20 protein-coding genes and 1 tRNA gene are annotated in these 20,568 nt (G+C 53.3%); 13 read left to right on the top strand and 8 right to left on the bottom strand.

The annotated features are described in order from the left end of the window. Positions 1-10: 10 nt before the first annotated feature. The 7 genes from gcvH (at position 11) to BMX66_RS12000 (ending at position 6,465) form a co-directional block, all read left to right on the top strand. Positions 11-403 (top strand): glycine cleavage system protein GcvH, encoded by a 393-nt coding sequence (gcvH, locus tag BMX66_RS12030; protein ID WP_090882527.1) that lies wholly within the window; start codon positions 11-13, stop codon positions 401-403. A 104-nt stretch (positions 404-507) separates the two neighbouring features. Further along, complete coding sequence (gene gcvPA / locus BMX66_RS12025; protein WP_090882526.1) at positions 508-1,866, top strand: aminomethyl-transferring glycine dehydrogenase subunit GcvPA; 1,359 nt, start codon at positions 508-510, stop codon at positions 1,864-1,866. 60 nt (positions 1,867-1,926) lie between these two features. Further along, a complete protein-coding gene (gene tpx, locus BMX66_RS12020) occupies positions 1,927-2,424 on the top strand; it encodes a thiol peroxidase (RefSeq protein WP_090882524.1) in 498 nt (165 codons plus the stop codon). Between the two features lie 91 nt (positions 2,425-2,515). Beyond that, the gene (gene gcvPB, locus BMX66_RS12015; protein ID WP_090882522.1) at positions 2,516-3,961 is read left to right on the top strand and encodes an aminomethyl-transferring glycine dehydrogenase subunit GcvPB; all 1,446 of its coding nucleotides are present in this window, start codon (positions 2,516-2,518) and stop codon (positions 3,959-3,961) included. Between the two features lie 62 nt (positions 3,962-4,023). Continuing rightward, a complete protein-coding gene (locus tag BMX66_RS12010) occupies positions 4,024-4,959 on the top strand; it encodes a carbohydrate kinase family protein (RefSeq protein ID WP_090882519.1) in 936 nt (311 codons plus the stop codon). A 19-nt stretch (positions 4,960-4,978) separates the two neighbouring features. Beyond that, entirely contained in the window at positions 4,979-5,431 is a 453-nt protein-coding gene (locus tag BMX66_RS12005) for an outer membrane lipoprotein (protein WP_369826987.1), read from the top strand. Positions 5,432-5,649: 218 nt separating this feature from the next. Then, positions 5,650-6,465 (top strand): lysophospholipid acyltransferase family protein, encoded by an 816-nt coding sequence (locus tag BMX66_RS12000; protein ID WP_255398942.1) that lies wholly within the window; start codon positions 5,650-5,652, stop codon positions 6,463-6,465. On the opposite strand, the gene BMX66_RS11995 is transcribed toward BMX66_RS12000, so the two are convergent. Together BMX66_RS11995 and BMX66_RS11990 are read right to left on the bottom strand one after the other, a co-directional pair. Next, positions 6,392-7,219: a symmetrical bis(5'-nucleosyl)-tetraphosphatase gene (locus tag BMX66_RS11995; protein ID WP_090882513.1), complete on the bottom strand. Its 828-nt coding sequence runs from the start codon at positions 7,217-7,219 to the stop codon at positions 6,392-6,394. The genes BMX66_RS12000 and BMX66_RS11995 overlap by 74 nt on opposite strands. 133 nt (positions 7,220-7,352) lie before the next feature. After that, positions 7,353-7,928: a c-type cytochrome gene (locus BMX66_RS11990; RefSeq protein ID WP_090882511.1), complete on the bottom strand. Its 576-nt coding sequence runs from the start codon at positions 7,926-7,928 to the stop codon at positions 7,353-7,355. Positions 7,929-8,067: 139 nt separating this feature from the next. On the opposite strand from BMX66_RS11990, the gene BMX66_RS11985 reads away from it, so the two are divergent. Further along, positions 8,068-8,144, top strand: a tRNA-Arg gene (locus tag BMX66_RS11985). Between the two features lie 105 nt (positions 8,145-8,249). Here BMX66_RS11985 and BMX66_RS11980 read toward each other — a convergent pair. Beyond that, positions 8,250-10,148, bottom strand: coding sequence for a potassium transporter Kup (locus BMX66_RS11980; RefSeq protein WP_090882509.1), 1,899 nt, complete (start codon positions 10,146-10,148; stop codon positions 8,250-8,252). Between the two features lie 525 nt (positions 10,149-10,673). Here BMX66_RS11980 and BMX66_RS11975 point away from each other — a divergent pair. Next, positions 10,674-11,186, top strand: coding sequence for a PRC-barrel domain-containing protein (locus BMX66_RS11975; RefSeq protein WP_090882507.1), 513 nt, complete (start codon positions 10,674-10,676; stop codon positions 11,184-11,186). Positions 11,187-11,417: 231 nt separating this feature from the next. Further along, complete coding sequence (locus tag BMX66_RS11970) at positions 11,418-13,961, top strand: NAD-dependent epimerase/dehydratase family protein (protein ID WP_177168785.1); 2,544 nt, start codon at positions 11,418-11,420, stop codon at positions 13,959-13,961. A 20-nt stretch (positions 13,962-13,981) separates the two neighbouring features. Here the strand turns inward: BMX66_RS11970 and sixA are convergent, their stop codons facing one another. From sixA to rsmI, 3 genes are all read right to left on the bottom strand, one after another. Then, a complete protein-coding gene (gene sixA / locus BMX66_RS11965; RefSeq protein WP_090882788.1) occupies positions 13,982-14,434 on the bottom strand; it encodes a phosphohistidine phosphatase SixA in 453 nt (150 codons plus the stop codon). A 326-nt stretch (positions 14,435-14,760) separates the two neighbouring features. Then, positions 14,761-15,000, bottom strand: a complete 240-nt coding sequence (locus BMX66_RS11960; protein ID WP_090882505.1) for a thioredoxin domain-containing protein — start codon at positions 14,998-15,000, stop codon at positions 14,761-14,763. A 251-nt stretch (positions 15,001-15,251) separates the two neighbouring features. After that, on the bottom strand, positions 15,252-16,097 hold the full coding sequence (gene rsmI, locus BMX66_RS11955; RefSeq protein WP_255398941.1) for a 16S rRNA (cytidine(1402)-2'-O)-methyltransferase: 846 nt from the start codon (positions 16,095-16,097) through the stop codon (positions 15,252-15,254). 153 nt (positions 16,098-16,250) lie between these two features. Between rsmI and BMX66_RS11950 the strand changes: the two genes are divergently transcribed. The 3 genes from BMX66_RS11950 (at position 16,251) to BMX66_RS11940 (ending at position 18,865) form a co-directional block, all read left to right on the top strand. Continuing rightward, a complete protein-coding gene (locus BMX66_RS11950; protein WP_090882501.1) occupies positions 16,251-16,589 on the top strand; it encodes a YraN family protein in 339 nt (112 codons plus the stop codon). A gap of 238 nt (positions 16,590-16,827) precedes the next feature. Further along, positions 16,828-17,415, top strand: coding sequence for a BON domain-containing protein (locus tag BMX66_RS11945; protein ID WP_090882498.1), 588 nt, complete (start codon positions 16,828-16,830; stop codon positions 17,413-17,415). Between the two features lie 82 nt (positions 17,416-17,497). Further along, complete coding sequence (locus tag BMX66_RS11940; protein WP_090882496.1) at positions 17,498-18,865, top strand: FAD-binding oxidoreductase; 1,368 nt, start codon at positions 17,498-17,500, stop codon at positions 18,863-18,865. A 108-nt stretch (positions 18,866-18,973) separates the two neighbouring features. Here the strand turns inward: BMX66_RS11940 and BMX66_RS11935 are convergent, their stop codons facing one another. Then, positions 18,974-19,600: an SCO family protein gene (locus BMX66_RS11935; RefSeq protein ID WP_255398940.1), complete on the bottom strand. Its 627-nt coding sequence runs from the start codon at positions 19,598-19,600 to the stop codon at positions 18,974-18,976. A 10-nt stretch (positions 19,601-19,610) separates the two neighbouring features. Then, on the bottom strand, positions 19,611-20,507 hold the full coding sequence (gene cyoE / locus BMX66_RS11930; protein ID WP_090882494.1) for a heme o synthase: 897 nt from the start codon (positions 20,505-20,507) through the stop codon (positions 19,611-19,613). Positions 20,508-20,568: the final 61 nt, after the last annotated feature.

Raw genomic sequence — 20,568 nt, 5'->3', positions numbered from 1 at the left:
GGAGCAAAACATGAGTATTCCAAACGATCTGAAGTACACCAAATCCCACGAATGGGTGAGGCTTGAAGACGACGGCACAGCGACCATAGGTATTACCCAGCATGCCCAGGAGTTGCTGGGTGACATGGTATTCGTGGAAACTCCCAAGGTGGGTCGCAAACTCAAACAGGGAGAGGAATGCGCCGTCGTCGAATCAGTGAAGGCGGCTGCCGACGTATATGCACCCATCGCGGGAGAAGTGGCTGCCGTCAATCCCGATCTGGAATCGGCCCCCGAGAAAATCAATCAGGATGCCTATGCAGCCTGGCTTTTCAAGCTGAAATCCGTAAATGCGGCAGATCTGGCTAACCTGCTCGATTATGCAGCGTATCAGAAAATACTCGAAAGCGAAGAAAACCAATAAATTGCAGGCGATGGAAAACGAAGCGCGCAGCTAACACTTTCAGCCTTATATTTTCATTATTCAGGCTTCACTTCATTACCAGACGAATCGCGGAACACACACCCATGCCGTTCATTCCACATACTCAAGAAGATGTACAAACGATGCTTGCGAGCATCGGCGCAAACAGCATAGATAACCTGTTCGATGAAATTCCGCCTGCCTTGAAAAGCGGCGGCCTGAAAGGGGTTCCCCCCGGCTTGAGCGAGATGGAAATATCACGGCTCATGCTGGAACGGGCTGAGACCGACGGACGCTATCTCAACTTCATCGGTGCCGGCGCCTATGAACACCATATCCCGGCTGCTGTATGGCAAATAGCCACTCGCGGCGAATTCTACTCCTCGTATACCCCCTACCAGGCGGAAGCCAGCCAGGGCACGCTGCAACTGCTCTACGAATACCAGACGATAATGGCGTCGCTCACCGGAATGGATGTGTCCAACGCCAGCATGTACGACGGCGCATCCGCCTTGGCGGAAGCTGCATTGATGGCGGTACGCTCGCATAAGTCCTCGCGCCGTATTCTGATACCGTCGACCGTTCACCCTGTTTATCGCAGCGTAGTGCGCGCCATTGTCAGGAATCAGGGTATTGATGTCGTTGAACTACCTTATTGCAAGGCATCCGGTCAGACCCTGGCTGAAGCGCTGGATGAGTTTGGCAAGGAAGAATTTGCCGCGCTGGTCATTCCCCAACCCAATTTTTTTGGCGTGCTCGAAGAGGTTGATACGCTCACCGACTGGGCGCACAGCAAAAATGCATTGGCCATAGGCGTGGTCAACCCCATGGCGCTCGCAATACTCACCCCGCCGGGGGAGTGGGGCGAAAAGGGCGCGGATGTAGCAGTGGGCGAAGGCCAGCCACTTGGAATTCCCCTTTCAAGCGGCGGACCCTATTTCGGTTTCATGGCCTGCAAGCAGGCATTGGTGCGCCAGATGCCCGGCCGCATCATTGGGCGCACCACGGATCAGGATGGCAGGAGTGGTTTTGTACTTACCCTTCAGGCACGCGAACAGCACATCCGACGCTCCAAAGCCACTTCGAACATCTGTACAAATCAAGGGCTGATGGTCACTGCGGCAACTATTTATCTCGCGCTCATGGGCCCGGAAGGTTTGCGCCGAACTGCCGCGCAGTCCCATGCAAACACATTGAGCCTGCTGGAAAAACTGGAAACGCTAAAGGGGGTGAAAAGACTTTTCAACGGATCGTTGTTTCACGAAATAGTCGTTTCACTGCCGGCGCCGGCCGGGGAAATCATGCATGCACTGGAATCCCGGGGAATACTGGGCGGACTGGATCTGGAAGGGTATTATCCGGAACTTGGCCATGCAATGCTGGTATGCGCGACGGAAACGAAAACATCAGAGGATTTGGATAAGTACGCTGGCCAATTGCGCGGCGTCCTCGAAAATTCGTAATTCAATTTAGTCGATTCTCAACCACTCGGAATTATTCACTCTCAATTAAGGAGAAATAGCATGGTCACTCTCGCCGGCAATCCCATCAAAATTGAAGGAACCTTTCCAAAGGTGGGCGATAAAGCGCCAGAATTCTCGCTGGTGAACAAGGACTTGAAAGACGTCACGCTGGCCGATTTTGCGGGCAGGAAAAAGGTGCTCAACATCGTTCCCAGCCTGGATACCCCGGTCTGTGCAATGTCGACCCGCAAATTCAACGAAAAGGCCAGCAACATGGACAATACGGTGGTGCTGATAATCGCCGCTGACCTGCCGTTTGCGATGAGCCGCTTCTGCGACATCGAGGGATTGGATAAGGTTGTGACACTTTCCACCATGCGAGGGTCTGAATTCATGAAAAATTATGGCGTTGCCATCGCCGACGGTCCGTTGGCCGGCATCACTGCCCGCGCTGTCGTGGTACTGGATGAGAACGATAAAATAATTCATGCCGAACTCGTACCCGAAATCAAGGATGAACCCAACTACGATGCGGCCTTGGCTGCGCTGCAATCCTAAGGGTGCCCAGCGCAAAAAAGACACAGGTCATCCGATTCCCCCAACCTGCTTCCCCAAAAAAAACACTGATCGTAAACACTCGGATTTAACCATGCTGATATTTGAACATTCACGCCCGGGGCGGCGCAATTATTCTCAATCCCCAGCCGCTGCGGAAATAGTTGGCATTCCGCAGAACCTGATGCGTAAAGTACCGCCACTATTGCCGGAAGTATCCGAAATGGATGCGGTGCGTCATTACACGCGGCTATCGCAAAAGAATTTTTCGATAGACACGCAGTTTTATCCGCTTGGCTCCTGCACGATGAAGTACAACCCCCGGGCGTGCAATTCGCTTGCCATGCTGCCTCAATTTCTGGCGCGGCACCCGCGGGCGCCGGAAAGTACCGGTCAGGGATTTCTGGCATGCATGTACGAGTTGCAGGAAATCCTGAAAGATGTAACCGGCATGGCGGGAGTATGCCTTACGCCGATGGCGGGTGCGCAGGGCGAACTGATCGGCATCGCGATGATACGCGCTTATCATGAATCTCGCGGCGACTCCGCTCGCACCGAAATCATCGTCCCCGATGCTGCGCACGGAACCAATCCAGCCACAGCGGTAATGTGCGGCTACAAGGTGGTGGAGATAGCCACCGACAAGGAAGGCGACGTGGACATGGAAGCGCTGAAAGCAGCCGTTGGGCCGCAAACGGCGGGACTGATGCTGACCAACCCCTCGACACTTGGCGTGTTCGAAAAGAACGTCGCCGAGATGAGCAAACTCGTCCACGAGGCGGGCGGGCTGCTGTATTACGATGGCGCAAACCTGAACGCCATACTCGGCAAGGTGAAGCCGGGCGATATGGGTTTTGATGTCATTCATATCAACCTCCACAAGACTTTTTCCACCCCCCATGGCGGCGGGGGCCCAGGGTCGGCGCCGGTAGGAGTCGCGCCGCGTTTATTGCCTTTCATGCCTGTGCCGGTAGTGGGATCCGACAACGGAATGTATCGCTGGCTGACGGAAAAGGATATCCCGCAAACGATCGGCAGACTTTCGGCGCATATGGGTAACGCGGGTGTACTGCTCCGGGCCTATGTCTACGTGCGTCTGCTGGGGGCGGAAGGCATGCACCGCGTAGCCGAATTCGCTGCGCTTAATGCCAATTACCTGATGGCGGAAATGAGCAAGGCGGGCTTTGAGATCGCCTATCCGACCCGTCGCGCCAGCCATGAATTTATCGTGACGCTGAAAGAACTCAAGGAAAAAACGGGCATCACTGCGATGAACGTGGCCAAGCGGCTGCTGGACAAGGGTTACCACGCCCCTACTATTTATTTTCCGCTTCTGGTACCTGAATGCATGCTGATCGAACCCGCTGAAACCGAATCCAGGGAAACGCTGGATGCGTTTGTGGCGGCCATGAAGGAAATCATGGAAGAAGCCCACAATCAGCCGGAATTGGTTAAAAACGCGCCCCATACCACTCCCGTACGCAGGCTGGACGATGTAAAAGCCGCGCGCGAGCTGGACTTGACCTGGAAACAGGTTTGAACGTGTCCAGACAGCTTCTGATTCAAAAGTTGAAAAACTTTCTCTAATCCCTTGGCAGGCCCATGCATACACTCATTTGCGGCTCCATTGCTTACGACACCATCATGGTGTTCAAAGACCATTTCAAGAACCACATCCTGCCGGAACAAATTCATATCCTGAACGTCGCTTTTCTGGTACCGGATATGCGCCGGGAGTTTGGCGGCTGTGCTGGCAATATTGCCTACAACTTGCAAATGATAGGCGGCGAGCCGCTTATCATGGCCACCGTTGGCGATGACTATCAGCCTTACGCATCCCGTCTGGCGAGTCTGGATATTGCGCAGACCCATATTCGTCAGGTACAGGGCACGTTTACCGCACAGGCATTCATCACTACTGATCTATCAGATAACCAGATCACCGCCTTTCACCCTGGTGCGATGAATTATTCGCATGAGAATCACGTAGTTGATGCAAAAAAGGTAAGCCTCGGCATTGTTGCACCGGACGGAAGGGATGGCATGGTGCAGCATGCACGCGAATTTCACGAGGCGGGAGTTCCCTTTATGTTCGATCCCGGACAAGGGTTGCCCATGTTCAACGGTGAAGAGCTGCTGGATTTTATCCGCAAGGCGGATTACATCGCGGTGAACGACTACGAAGGTCAACTACTGCATGAGCGCACCGGACGCACGCTGGAAGCGCTGGCAAAACTTGTAAAAGGATTGATTGTCACAAAAGGCGCCGAGGGGTCGGTAGTTTACACTGATGGTCAACAGATCGAGATTCCAAGCGTTAAACCGGATAAGCTGATCGATCCGACAGGTTGCGGCGATGCTTATCGCGCAGGGTTGCTGTACGGAATTACCAACGGAATGGATTGGCAGAGCACCGGGCAGCTCGGTTCCCTTATGGGAGCCCTTAAAATTGCGGAGCGGGGCGGGCAAAATCACAAGTTCACGCGGGATGAAATAGACCAGCGATATTTTGAAAATTTCGGCAGCCGCATTCTCTAGCGAGGGCGCAATGAACCGGATGAATATCTTTGCGATAGCGCTTATATGCTCATCGGTAGCTATTTTGACTGGCTGTGCAGCGGGGTCGTCGGGCAGCGACTACACTCGCGGTCAGGCCCGTCAGGAACAAAGCGTGCGTACCGGGGTAGTGGAAAGTGTGCGGGAAGTAAAGATCGAGGGTACCCGCAGTGGTATCGGGGCGGTAGCCGGCGGTGTCGCCGGCGGGATAGGCGCCAGCACCGCTGCTAGCGGCAGGCTGGGCGCCATTGCCGCTGTTCTTGGCGCACTCGGCGGCGGCCTGGTGGGGCAGGCGCTGGAACAAGGTGTTACAAGCAGGACTGGGCTGGAGATCACCGTCAAACTGGACAACGGCTCTCTGGTATCCATAACCCAGGAAGCCGATGAGGAATTCAAACCCGGCGAGCGTGTAAGGATTCTGGGAGGCGGTGGGGTCTCACGCGTCTCGCACTAGTCGGAAAATAGCAGGGGGCTCTGGATGACCCCCGGATTTCAGGAATAGAGAGTACAAGCGACGGCGTCCGGGAGGAATTGGGCCTCAACGCGGGTTAAACCATAAACGGATTAAACCAAAGCGCGGCGATTCCATCGGGGATGAGTTCGAGGAGGGGATTCATGGGGAGTTTCGCCGGAAAGAGCGCCTGATGCCATGTCGAGGTACTGTCATTATTGATGCATAATAATAATGACATGAAAAATGAAATCAATAGTCGACTGACGCAGGTTTTTCGCTCCGTCCGCTTGTTGTTGCATATTATTTCGGGCTTGATTCAGTCCGCAGCTTATCCGCATCTCGGTCAGCCAGCGCAAAGGCGTATGGCCCAGAAATGGTCAGCGCGACTACTTGCGATTCTTTGTATCAGATTACGTTATCATGGCACTCCGCCACCGATGGAAGCACGACCGGTGATGCTAGCCGCCAATCATGTCTCATGGCTGGATGTTTACTCGCTGATAACAGTATGTCCCGCCCGTTTCGTAGCCAAGGCTGAAATTCGCGGCTGGCCACTGTTCGGCTGGTTGAGCCGTAACGTCGGTACGTTGTTTATAGAGCGCACCAAGCGCCGCGATACGGCCAGAATAAATGAGGATATCGCCGATGCGTTAAAAATTGGGGATCGGGTTGCGCTATTTCCTGAGGGCACTACCGGCGACGGCAACGCGCTTCGGCATTTCCATGCGTCACTGCTGCAATCCGCGATAACCGTTTCAGCCAGGCTGTACCCCGTCGCAATACGTTATACCGGCATGTCGGGTGAAATCAGTAAAGCGGCGCCGCTAGTCAATATTTCTCTGCTGGAATCATTGCGCCGGGTATTGCGGCAACCCAGGATCGATGTAGAACTGATCTTCGCCGATCCGATTGACAGTAGCGGAAAAAACCGGCGAGAACTTGCACGGGGCGCGGAGCAGGCTATTGCCAGCGCCTTGTCTCTTCCTCTGCCGCACAAGACACCTGAAAAACCTTCCGATCTTCCAGACGAATAGCGGTAAGGCTCCCGCCCCACAAGCAACCCGTGTCCAATGCTATCAGGTTATCCCGGACTTGCAGACCCAGCGCCGACCAATGCCCGCAAACAATGGTGGCCTCCCGGCTGGCGCGATTTGGTGTCTCGAACCATGGTAGATAACCGGCCGGAATGTCCTGCACCAGACCCTTGTGAGAAAAATCCATTTTTCCATCAGGGGTGCAGACACGCATTCGTGTCATGGCGTTGATGATCACTCGCAGGCGCTCGTAGCCTTCCAGACTATCGTCCCAATGGTCGGGCTGGTTTCCATACATGTTGGCGCAAAGTTCGTGGAAGTCCGTCCTGCGCAACGCCGTCTCCACTATTTTTGACAGCAGAGAGGCTTGCTCGACGGTCCAGGATGGCAGCAAGCCCGCGTGTACCATCACGTAATTCCCCGCCACATGCAACAGCTTCTGCTGACGCAACCAATAGAGCAGCTCGTCCCTGTCGGGTGCATCGAGGATATCCTGCAGGGTGTCGTTCCGATGCAGTTCGCTGCATCCTTCAGCGACCATGAGCAGATGCAGATCATGGTTTCCCAGTACCATTACTGCTGCTTCGTCCAAGTCCCTCACAAAACGCAATATAGCCAGCGAATCAGGACCACGGTTGACGAGGTCCCCGACGAGCCACAGCCTGTCTTTTGCACGGTCGAAATGAATCAGGTCAAGAAGCTCCCTGAATTCCTGATAACAGCCTTGCAAGTCACCGATTGCGAATGTGGCCATGGATTGAAGGAGAGTTAACCAGAGATTAATGCAATCGTATAGCCGTATATTAGCGAAGACATCCTTGCCAAAAACAAGGGCGATACGGAACCCCCTATCGCCCTGTTACACCCGTTCCACTACCCGCGCCGAATTATTTTGACTGGCTCACCATATAATCGACTACCGCTTTGACTTCGGCGTCCGATAGGCTGGCGTTCCCGCCTTTGGGCGGCATTGCGTTTTTGCCCTTGAGTGCGCTCGTGTAGAGCGTCTCGTTGCCGGCCTTGATGCGCGGCGCCCAAGCCGAATTGTCCCCAAGCTTGGGTGCGCCTGCCGCACCGGTAGTGTGACAGGCGGCGCAACTGGCGGTATAAATTGCCTTCGCTTTCTCTATCGGGTCTCCCGCATCTGCCACCGACGCAGCGGCGGAAGCAGCCACGGACGCCGATGCGGCATCCGCTACCGGACCGGATCCAGCTTCCAGTTGCACGTCACCGTGAGAAGAATCACCCGCGAGCACCAATTTACCCACCGGCTCCAAACGCTGCGCAACGGCTTCGTCAGAAAAAGCACGGCTATTTGGATCTATGGGAGCATCTCCGGTAATAAACTTGCCCAATAGCCAAAGAATCATAACCGGAAACACAAACGCGGCCACGATGACCGTAACTAATTGTTTAGGTGTCTTTATAGCCGAGGAATGCCCATCATCTTCACTGCCGCTCACAATAACTCCGCAAGTAAAAAAATCATTATTGTATAGGTTCGCGTATTCAAGCAAAAGCGATTTGTTTAGGTTGGACTGGGGGGAGAAAAAACGTTATCCTAGCGGCAAATTCAATAAACACTCCTATCTCATCTATATTGCGCCCATAGCTCAGCTGGATAGAGTACCGCCCTCCGAAGGCGGGGGTCACACGTTCGAATCGTGTTGGGCGCGCCAATCTCAATAAGTGGGTTACATCCATTTCACACCCTACTGTGCCGTACCCGTTATTCAGCTGAATGACGTGAATGGCCTGACGGTTCGTGGAATAGGAAAATAAGGTCATATCTCTACCCGCGCGCCGAGTTCAAGGACACGATTTGCCGGTAATTTGAAATATTCGGCAGCGTTGCTTGCATTACGTGCCATTGCGGCAAAGATACGTTCCCGCCACAAACCCATGCCGGCGCCTGGACTGGGTACGACGATGTCGCGGCTGAGAAAGTACGATGTTTGAAGCGGCTCGAACACAAGTCCATATGGTTCGCACAATTCAAGCGCATAGGGCAGATTGGGCTCGTCTTTGAAACCATATCGCACCGTAACCTGGTAGCAGTTGTCGACCAATGGCTTCACGGATATTCGATGTTCTTTGAGTATCCGCGGGGTTTCGATGTACATCACGGTGAGAATCACGACGCGCTCATGCAGGACCTGGTTATGTGCGAGATTATGTAGTAGCGCATGGGGTACGCCATCCGGATCCGCGGTCAAAAAAACCGATGTGCCGGCGACGCGCGCCGGCGGATGCGCCATTAGTGATTCCAGGAATGGCTGGAGCGGGATTGCCGCCGAGCGCAAATGCTCAACCAGAATTTGACGCCCCCGATTCCACGTGGACATGACAAAGAAGACTACCCCTCCGATCGCGAGCGGAAACCATCCCCCCTGCGCGATTTTCAGCATGGTGGCGGCAAAAAAAGTCGTGTCGATCAACAGGAAAAATCCCGTCGCCAACAGGCACAGGAAGAAGGGGTAGTTCCAGGCGTAGCGAATTACAAAAAAGGTCAGTATGGTTTCAATCACCATCGTCGTGGTAACAGCGACCCCATAGGCAGAGGCGAGACTGGATGACGAGCCGAATCCCAGTACCGCCATAATTACCGCCGCCAGCAAAGCCCAATTGACGAAAGGGATATATATCTGGCCGATCTTGCGGTCGGATGTATGCTTGATTTGCATCCGCGGCAAGAATCCCAACTGAATGGCTTGCTTGGTCATCGAAAAGACGCCGGAAATAACCGCTTGCGATGCGATTACGGTCGCCACCGTCGCCAACCCGACGGCAGCGTAAAGCGCCCAGGAGGGAAACAACAGAAAAAAGGGATTGGAGATTGCTGATGGGTTCGAGAGCAGGAGCGCCCCTTGGCCGAGATAATTCAACGTGAGCGCGGGAAGGACGCATCCATACCACGCCAATCGAATGGGTTTCGCACCAAAATGCCCCATGTCGGCATAGAGCGCCTCTCCGCCCGTAACCGCCAGCACTACAGCTCCAAACGCGATAAATGCAAGCCAACCATTGTTCAGGCAAAACGATACGGCATGTAAAGGGCTGAACGCCACCAATATCTGTGGTGCGAGACTGATATTCACCAGGCCGACGAACCCCAGGGTGGTGAACCATATCAGCGTTATCGGACCGAACATCGCACCGATTCCCCCTGTACCCCGTTGTTGCAGCATGAAAAGCGCAATCAGCACAGTCAATGTTATTGGCAGTACATATGGCTTGAGCAGCGGCGTTGCTACCTCCAGGCCTTCCACCGCGCTCAAAACCGAGATCGCCGGTGTAATAACACCATCCCCGAAGAATAGTGCCGCGCCAAATGCGCCAATGAGAAACAGGATATTGCGCAGGCGCGGCCGGTTCGCCACCGAGGAACTGGCAAGCGACAGCAGCGCCATAATACCGCCCTCTCCATTATTGTCCGCGCGCAGGATCAATGTTATGTACTTGAGCGACACCACAATCACGAGTGCCCAAAAAATGAGAGAGATCACACCGATCACATTGCCCTCGCTGACAACAAGCCCATGGATCGGGTCGAAAACGGTTTTCATGACGTATAAGGGGCTTGTACCGATATCTCCATAGACGACACCCAGCGCGGCGAGGCTCAGCAAGCCCAGGGATTGATGACCAGCAGGGCTTTTGCGTTCCGTGCTTTGGCTGGTCATGATTGATGTATCCGGACGCGGAGATGACCTGGTGTGACGATAGCGGGAACTAAGAAAGTCATAACGTTAAGTAATGGACGGCACGAGTTACGGGAAACCTTTCTTTACGCTAAACAAGGCAGACAAGCGGTAATTGAAGACTTTGTTAAAGGGGTCTTTGAAGAGTTTAAAGGGTTAATGTACCTGCGCACGCTTATGGAAACCGTGCCTGCCGCCAATCGAGCCCTGACAGCACCGACAGCGTTTCCGCATTGTACACGACCCGGATGCTGACAACGCAAAGGGTTCATTCAGCGTCTCCACGAGAGAACCGGGCACATTTTGCAGGAAACGACACGTCATTCTTGCCATGGCCCTACACCTTATAGCAGAAAGATTTCCTCCGGCCGATCAATAACAAAATTTCTTTGTGTGACTTACCGTACCGATCAAAATGATTCTCTCCCCTATCCTTTAATCATTGCGGTGCCTGGAAATCCACCGATACATTGATTGAAAATCATCGCTAATCACTAGGAGGCAAACATGAGCTACGAAGATCGCGATACGTATGGGATGTACAAAGGCTATGACGAGAAGGGGCCTGGCCCCCGGCTGATGGGTGCCGACACGCTCATGGGAGAGGATGTTTACAATCAAAAAGACGAAGACCTCGGCGATATCAAGGAAATCATGCTGGATATGAACAACGGTAAGATTGCCTATGCGGTGTTGTCTTTCGGCGGATTGATGGGCATGGGCGGCAAGCTCTTCGCTGTGCCCTGGAATGCGCTGAAGCTGGATACTGCGAAAAAGCGTTTCATACTTGACGTTGATAAGGAGCGGCTGGAATCCGCCCCCGGATTCGACAAGGATAATTGGCCGGATATGGCGGATCCCACTTGGCAGACCACGATTCATTCTTATTATGGAACCAAGTCCTATAAGGAATCCTCTGGACAACCTGCACAGCCTAAGGACACACCCGACATACCGTATGACGAGACGCCCTACACCAAGCGCCAGACGACCAAAATGGATTCAGGACGCATCAGCTAAATACACAGCACGGCTCTAACTGTTAAAGAGCCTGCTCATGATTCCCGACGTCTGCCCGTTCTAACGCGAGAGGGAATTGGCACCTTTGCTCCCTGTGCATAATTTATGAATAGGGAGGCAGCTACGCCCGCGGTTGGCTGAACCTGGACGAGCATGGAGATAGGGCAGTGGCGGACAGAGGTGGCCGAACAGGACCGCTGCATGGCTCGCTCCCATCACTCCGGCGATGAAATGAAAAATCGCATATCTGCGAAAAAGCCACTTGTCCTCATTACCGGCTCGGAAGGCAGAATCGGTAAAGGCATTGCGTCGGCACTGGGCGAGGATTATAGGATCGTCGGTTTCGAGCAGAAATGCGATAGCGCATTGAACTGCATTACCGTGGACATATCGTCCGATGAGGCAATGGCAACCGCATGCGAACAGTTGCGGCAGCGCTATGGACAACGCATTGCATCCGTCATTCATCTGGCTGCCTTTTACGATTTCTCGGATGAACCGAATCCCCTGTATGAAGAGGTGAATGTGCAGGGGACCCGGCGGCTATTGGAAGCGCTGCAGGCATTTGACGTCGAGCAGTTCATATATGCCAGCACCATGCTGGTGCATGCGCCTTCGGAACCGGGCTTGCCCATCAGCGAAGAAGGGCCTCTTGAACCAAAATGGCCATATCCGGAATCCAAGGTGGCGGCGGAAAACGAGGTTCGCGCGCACCACGGACGTATTCCGTTCGTGATATTTCGCCTGGCAGGCGTCTATACGGACTGGGGTGAAGTGCCATCCCTGAGTACTCAGATTCAACGTATCTATGAGCGCCAACTGCAGAGCCATGTATTTCCCGGCAATCCGTCTCATGGTCAATCCTTTGTACACCTGGATGACGTAGCGCGCGCATTTCGCGAAACAGTGGAGCGACGCTCGCAGTTACCAGAGGAAACTACACTGTTGATAGGCGAGCCGACCACGGAAAGCTATGAAGGCCTGCAGAATTTGATGGGGCAGCTGATTCATGGCCAACCGTGGGCTACTCATCAGGTTCCAAAAACAGTGGCGGTTGCGGGTGCCTGGTTGCAGAACAAAATTGAAGACGTTGTTCCGGACACCATTGATCGAGGGGTTGAACCTTTCGTCAAACCGTTCATGGTAGCGTTGTCCGACGATCATTTCGAACTGGATATTTCCCGGGCGAAGAAGGTGCTGAACTGGAGCCCCAGTCATACGCTGCGCGAAACACTGCCGAAAATGGTCGGTAATCTGAAACAAAGCCCTGCCGCATGGTACAAGCGCAATAAAATAGCGATGCCGCTATGGCTGGAAGAAATGGAAAAAAGCCATCTTCCCAGCGCGACCCTTATTGCTCAAAACAACCAGCAGGAACGGCACGAGCACAGGCAAACCGTTTGGTGCCACTTTGCCAACGTCGCGCTGGGATTGTGGCTGATATCGAGTCCATTTATTTTTGGGCTAACCGAATCGTGGATGGTAGCCGAGGATCTCGTTACGCCTACTCAACGCGGCCTTCCATTGTCAGCCACCTGGATGACGGCCAGTGATGTCGTCACGGGCTTGCTGATCGTGCTATTCGGCTTTCTATCGGTGTCGCGTGACAATGGCTGGGCACGCTGGGTTACAGCCATTCTCGGTATCTGGTTGTTGTTTGCGCCGCTTTTTTTCTGGACGCCTAGTGCGGCAGTCTATGCAAACGATACCCTGATAGGCGCGCTCGTTATTTTGTTGGCAGTGGTGGTATCACCTCCGCCCGGTATCGGCGCCATCGCCCGGATGAGCGGTCCCGACACACCGCCCGGTTGGAGCTACAGCCCCTCGGGGATGACCAATCGTATTCCGATTGTAGCGCTGGCGTTTGTGGGCTTATTTCTTTCGCGCTATATGGCCGCGTTTCAATTGGGCCATATCGAAAATGTCTGGGATCCATTCTTTGGCGACGGCACCGCGCGCATCGTTACTTCCGAGGTATCCGAGGCATGGCCGGTAGCGGATGCCGGCCTGGGTGCAACCGTCTATGTAATGGAAATTCTGACCGGCCTGATCGGCGACAAACGGCGCTGGCGCACTATGCCCTGGATGGTGCTGTTATTCGGAGTATTGATTGTGCCGCTGGGCGTAGTAAGTATCTACTTCATCATCATCCAGCCGATTGTAATAGGTACGTGGTGCACGTTATGCCTGATCGCCGCGGTAGCGATGCTGCTACAGATTCCGTATTCGTTCGATGAGATTCTGGCGACGCTGCAGTTCCTCAAAGACCGGCATAAGAATGGCAAATCATGGTGGCATGTATTGTGGCATGGAGACACGATAGAAGGCGGAAGCCCGGATTATTCCAGTAACTTTGAAGGACCCCCGATGGCGGTGCTGCGCGAGATAATGGGAGCTGGTGTCCGCTTTACGTGGAATATGACGGCCAGCGTTATCATTGGCGTTGCGCTGATGTTTTCCCGCGTCACCTTCGATGCCACCGGGGCGGCCGCGAATAGCGACCACCTGATCGGCTCGCTCGTCGTCACATTCTCGATTATGGCGTTGAGTGAAGTGGGCCGTCCGTTGCGCTTTGCCAACATCATGTTTGGGATGTGGCTGATTCCTGCTCCCCTGGTGTTGACGGGCTATTCTGATATGGGTTCTGCGGCAAGCATTATCGCAGGATTACTATTGGTTCTGCTTGCACTGCCTGTAGGCCCGATCAAAAGCCATTATGGCGCGTGGGATCGATGGAATTCGATTGGGTCAACGAAATTGCCGTGGAATGCCTGATTTCGAACTACGGATGAGTATCACAACATGTCTGGAGATATGCTAGTTCGCAAAACTGTTTCCGCGATACCTTCCTTCTTTTTGTAACTGAACCACCATACCGCACCCTTGCGGATGTTCCACTCCATGGGATCGCAGGACATGAGCCGGGCTGCGACTTCCCCTAGTGTGGGTTGATGGCCTACCACCACAACTGCGCCTTTGGCATTTGGCCAGTCGGCTGCGGAGAGAATCGCTTTCGCCGACACGGCAGGTCCGATTTCCTTGACGGTTTCAAAATCATCATCAAGTGCTTCTGCAGTCTGCCGGGTGCGCATGGTTGGGCTGGCTATGATTCGCGTGTTTTTTGGCAATCTCGGTTTAAGCCATTCAGCCATTGACTGGGCTTGCTTTAATCCCTTCTCCGTAAGTCTTCGTGCACTGTCCGGCAAACCATCCTCGGCTTCCGCATGACGCCATAAAATGAGTTCCACTGGTTCCTCCCGCATAAATCGTTGGTCAATAGGGCAGACGGTATTCAGTATAGAGGCTAACTATGTGTTTTGCCCACATGCCAATGAGCTGGCCAGTGAGTTGGCTCTGGCGGATTCAGCCATGCCACTGGGGTGATTCTCGTCAGACTATCAGCAGCTTCGTCGGCGGGCGAGCCAAGCGCTCTTGAGAGGGGAGGAGGAAAAAAGAAGTGGGAGTACTGTTCAGGTTATAGGGACTGCATTTGGGGATGGTATCAGGGGCGTCACAGAGGTTGCGATGGACATGAGGATGAATGGCGGGCGGTCCGCCCGCCATTCCGCCGCAATTAGGACTTCAATGCCGACATTGGGGCGCCGAAGTTTATGTGGAAAGGTGCTCCATTGATAACAATTGCGGGAACCGACTTGACGCCAGCCGCTTCAGCAGCTGCGATTCTATCCTTTTGCTCGCCGAGATTTACGAGCTCAACCTCGTAACGGTCGGGATCCAGCGCATCAGCAATCTGATGCTCGGCCTCGACACATACAGGACAGCCAGCGTGATAAAAGGTAGCAGGTGTTTTCATAGTCAATCTCTCCAAAAAATTTAAATGTCCGTGGGGACTACCCACGTTCGCAAGAACCGATCAAATTGTCACCCTGCGACGGGGTGATTATAGTCGCTGCCCCATGCTTGCGCCAGTACTCATCAGTCGCGATGCTTGCGGGCTTCTTTTTCCCGGGATTTCTGACAAGGAATCACCCGAGTTTTGGGTTTGTTTATGATGAGCCTTCCATGGCGCTTTCGGATTCCGCAGTCCAGATAAGGATTGGCTGGCTATTTTCTCGGAGTAGTTTCGCTCTGTAGGGCTAGTGCCAGGGAATAAAGCATATTTTTGCTTTCCCCGCTGATTTCTGCGGCGAGCTTAGCTGCCTGTCTTAACGGCAACTCTTGCAGTAACACTGCCAGTGTCCGCTGGGCCAGGTCACTCAGTTCGCCTTGGCCCCGCGCTTCCGCTCCCGATAGTAATAACACGAACTCGCCCTTCTGCCGGTTTGAGTCAGCCTGGAGCCACGCCAGCGCTTCGCCGGTGGCACAGGTGTGAATTGTCTCGAACAACTTTGTCAGCTCTCTCGCGATCGTGATTTGGCGATGTACGCCTAACACCTCAGCTAGATCGGAAATACACTCGAGAATGCGGTGGGGCGCTTCATAAAATACCAGGGTATAAGGATGGGATTTTAAACTTTGCAGCTCGCGTCGGCGTAATCCGGCACTGGCAGGAAGAAAACCATAAAACAGAAAATGCGGCTCGGTGGTACCTGCTACTGAAAGCGCACATACTGCCGCGTTCACACCTGGAATCGGAACCACGTTATAGCCCTGTTCCCGTACCTGTTTTACCAGAATTCCGCCAGGGTCGGAGATTCCCGGTGTACCGGCATCGGTAACAAGCGCTACAGCTTGTCCGCGTGAAAGTAAACCCACGATTTTTTTTGCTGTAGTGCTTTCATTGTGCCGATGCAAGGCAACCATCTTTCTTTGTATCGAATAATGGGTGAGCAAATGCCCTGTGGTTCGAGTATCCTCCGCAGCAATGACGTCTACCGCCGCAAGTACATCAAGCGCCCGCAGAGTGATGTCACGCAAATTCCCTATTGGCGTGGCAACGACGTATAACATGCCCGGTGATATTATTATTTTGGGGAAATGCATTGATGAGGTGTTTGGCTAATGAGCGGGGTCAGGCGCATTGTAAGAAAGTTATTGCCGGTTTATCCGCATACGTGCTGATATCCGATTAGTGCGGGTAAACATATTACTGGAGCGCTCATTTTGAATGGTAGCGGGGCAGAGCGGTACGCGGAATCGTTTCTTCGATATCATAACCTTGTTTTGATTCAGAGAAACTACCGCTGTCGCTTTGGGGAGATTGATCTCATCATGCGTGACGGGACAACATTAGTGTTCGTTGAGGTACGGATGCGGACGAACGCCGCCTTTGGTGGCGCAGCAGCCAGCATAACGTCGGTGAAACAAGGGAAGTTGTTGCGCGCTGCGCGGCATTATCTCGCTTCTCTCAAGTTTGAGCCACCCTGCCGCTTCGATGCGGTATTGTTATCAGGTCATGACGGTGAGGATGTAGAATGGATCAAAAATGCTTTTGGTGAATAGAACTGGAGCTGGCGTGGCAGTAATTTCAGGTTTTGGGTTAGACTGTTGTCCCGGCTGGCGGGTGGCATGAGAGATCTGCATTTTTAGATAATTGTAATGCATTCAGACATTTGACAATTCAAAGGTGTTTTGGTCAAATGCGAAGCGTTGTATTGTTGTATTTTCCTGGTGTCGGAATTCTTTTTGAAGGATGACTGCATCACGTGTTCATTGGATAATGGTTTTGTTAGGGGTACTGATGCAATATAAGAATTGGAACGGGCTGCTATTGCTCGTATTGCTGTTTCCCCTCCTTTCGGGCTGCGCGCTACTGGTTGCGGGTGGGGTCGCGTCGGGTGTCGGTGCCGGGGTGGCGGTATCCCAGGATCGGCGTACGAGCGGTATGTTCGTGGAGGATGAAGGAATTGAGATAAAGAGCGACCGGCGGATCCGTGAAAAGCTGGGCGGAAGTGTTAATGTCAATATCACCAGCTTCAACCGTAACGTGCTGCTTACCGGAGAAGCTCAAACCGAAGCCTTGAAAAGGGAGGTGGAGAAACTGGTGAGAGGCGTGGAAAATGTGCGTGGGGTTACAAATGAGATAGCAGTTGGAGGAGAGAGCTCATTTGCCTCCCGTAGTAATGACGCATTGATTACGTCCAAGGTCAAGGCGCGTTTTATGGATGGCGGCAAATTTCAGGTTAATCACGTGAAGGTGGTGACGGAGGATGCGATCGTCTACCTGCTTGGGCTTGTACGGGTCAATGAAGCCGAGAGTGCGGTGGATATCGCGAGGTCAACAGGCGGGGTTCGAAAGGTGGTGAAAGTTTTCGAGTACCTGGAGTGACTGTTTTGGGCGCTTTTCGCCGTATCAGGTGTTTGCACTCTTGTAGTCGTAGGGTTGATCCAATGGCTGGCGCAGCTTCCTGATGCTGTCGCCTGCTATCGTCGCACAACTTGACAGCCTGCTTCCCTCAGACCGGTTTTATACGGACCCAGTGGACTGTTATGCCTATGCTTACGACAATACCCGCAAACTTTTCCCCCCCGATGCAGTGGTATTTCCTGTTACCGCGTTGGAAGTGCAAGCAGTCGTCGCGCTTTGTAATGAGTATCATATCCCGCTTACGCCGCGCGGACGTGGTACCGGGACCTCGGGCGGAAGTCTTCCTGAACAGGGCGGTATTGCATTATCGCTGGAACGGATGCTGCGTATTATCACGGTCGACCCCGCCAATCGCGTGATTGTTGCTGAGCCAGGAGTGATTAACCAAACGGTGCAGGATGCCGCCAAGCCTTATGGTTTCTTTTGGCCGCCAGATCCGTCCAGCGCGGCTTACTCGAGCATTGGGGGGAATCTGGCCACCTCCGCAGGTGGTCCTCACGCTGTGAAGTACGGCACCACCCGTGATCATGTGCTGGGATTGAAAGCGGTTCTGGGAAGCGGTGAAATAATCCGGACCGGCTGCTATACCACCAAAGGCGTGGTGGGCTACGATCTTACGCGGCTTTTGATAGGCTCGGAGGGTACGCTGGCGGTGATTACAGAAGCAACGCTCAAGCTCACTCCCCTTCCTCAAGCCTATGGTGGTCTCACAGCGCACTACCGGGATATCGCAAGCTGTGCTGCGGCTATACTTCAGGTTATGGCGCTTCCTCAGACCCCTAGTGCGCTTGAGTTCCTCGATGCGGGCGCGCTTGGTCTGATACGTAGCCGGTATCCAGACATGTTGCCGGCGAATGCTTGTGCCATGCTGATGATCGAAGTGGATGGACCCGAACATTATATTTCGGAGTCATGCGCGGAGGTTCTATCGGCATGCCGCAATGAGGGATTGATTCATGCGGAGAAAACCGAGGATGCCTCGACCTTATGGCGCGCTCGAAAATCGCTGTCTCCGTTACTACGTGATATCGCCCCAAAGAAAATCAACGAGGATGTCGTTGTGCCCATTTCAGCGCTACCGGTCTTTCTGGATGAATTGGGCCGCCTGAGCGCCAGGTTTGGTATTGCAAATGTCAATTTCGGTCATGCCGGCAATGGCAATATTCATGTGAATTTGCTGGTGAATCCCGAGGTTGAGCAGGAGATGAAGCGCGCCGAGATGTGCCTGAACGAGATATTCGATCTGGTGATCAGGCTCAACGGCACATTGTCGGGGGAGCACGGCGTTGGTAGCGAAAAACGCACGTATATCGGGAAAGAGATTGATTCCGCGACACTGGCCCTGATGAAACAGATCAAACGGGTATTTGACCCAAACAATATTCTAAACCCCGGGAAGCTATTTCCTTAATGTCGGATCGCTAATGCAGGTCAGTGCAAACTGCTCGACCTCTGCTTTAATCCGGTTTCAAGAGAAATCGCTACTTTCCTTCCCCCCGGCGCGAACTTCTGTCAGCCGTTACTTTTCCGATGCTTTTAGCAGTTCCGCAATATCGTGTGCAAAAACATCCGGGCCTTTATCACTAGTGACATATAGCCGGAGCTTGCCGCTGGTATCGAAAATATAGGTTCCGGTGGAATGGTCCACGGTATGATGCCCGGGAGATTCTCCAGCTTGCTTTTGAGCAACAATTTTGAATTCCTTTATTACATCTTTCGTTGCCTGCGGGTTACCGGAAAGGCCAAGGAATGCGGGATTGAACGCCGAAAGATATTGCTGAAGGATTGCAGGGGTATCGCGTTCTGGATCTACCGTTACGAATAATACTTGTACGCGGTCGGCCTGCGGGCCGAGTTTCTCCATGGCGGCGGCAAGATTGGCCATGGTTGCGGGACATACATCAGGGCAATGAGTGTAGCCGAAAAACAATACGACTACCTTGCCCTTGAAGTCCGACAAGGTGTGCATTTTACCGGTGTGGTCGGCAAGGCGAAAATCCTTGCCGAAACTGACGCTGCTGATATCCGTCGCGAGAAATTCCGGCTTGGGCTTCGCTGTATCGCTGCAGGCCGTTAGAAAAAGTGCCTGCAGGAAAACTATTGCCGTTAATACCAGCGTGTTAAAGGTAAAGGGCCTATATCTCACACGCAACCGGTTAGAAACGGATGTAATGATCTACTAATAGCACGGCAAACAACGCGGCTAAATACACGATGGAATAACGAAACGCCCTCCGCGCAAGCTCATCGCTATAATCAAGGTAGATTTTTACTGCATAGTACAGAAATACGGCATCCAGCACTACCGCACCTGCAAGATAAATGAGTCCACTCATTTGCGTGGCATAAGGCATCAATGTCACGGCGATGAGTATCAACGTGTATAACAAAACCTGCAAACGGGTATATTTATCACCGTGTGTGACTGGCAGCATTGGCATGCCTACCTTCGCATACTCCAGTTTTCGGTAGAGTGCCAGCGCCCAGAAATGCGGAGGCGTCCACGCGAAGATTATGAGGAACAGAAGCAGAGCGTCGGCGGAAACTTCGCCGGTTACCGCGGCCCAACCGAGTACCGGCGGCATTGCGCCGGAAGCGCCGCCTATGACGATGTTCTGGGGAGTATTGGGTTTCAGTATCACCGTATAGATTATTGCGTAGCCAACGAAGGTCCCCAGAGTCAGCCACATGGTCAGTGGATTCACCAACTGATGAAGCATCAGCAAGCCTGTTCCACCGATCAGCGCCAGAAAAAACAGGGTCTCGGGCGATGTAACGGTTCCTCGTGGCAAGGGCCTGCCGCGCGTACGAGCCATCACCGCATCGATCTTTTGTTCGACCAGGCAATTTACCGCGGCGGCGGCGCCCGCCACGAAAGCAATTCCCACCGTGCCGAATATCAAGGCGTTTAAGGGAACAGCACCAGGAACCGCAAGAAACATGCCGATGACGGCAGTGAAAACAATGAGGGACACTACTCTCGGCTTGGTTAACCGGTAAAATTGCTGCATACGCGACGCAGTTTGCTGCCAGGCAATACTCGTAGTGGTCATAACATTCCTCTCCTTATTCATCGCAGGCAATGAGCCTGCACCTAGCGACTTTCGAAAATTA

Origin of the sequence: Nitrosovibrio sp. Nv6 (assembly GCF_900110495.1) — a bacterium.
Lineage (GTDB): Bacteria > Pseudomonadota > Gammaproteobacteria > Burkholderiales > Nitrosomonadaceae > Nitrosospira.
The sequence above is the reverse complement of the archived record's forward strand: the minus strand, read 5'-3'. Positions and strand labels throughout refer to the sequence as shown.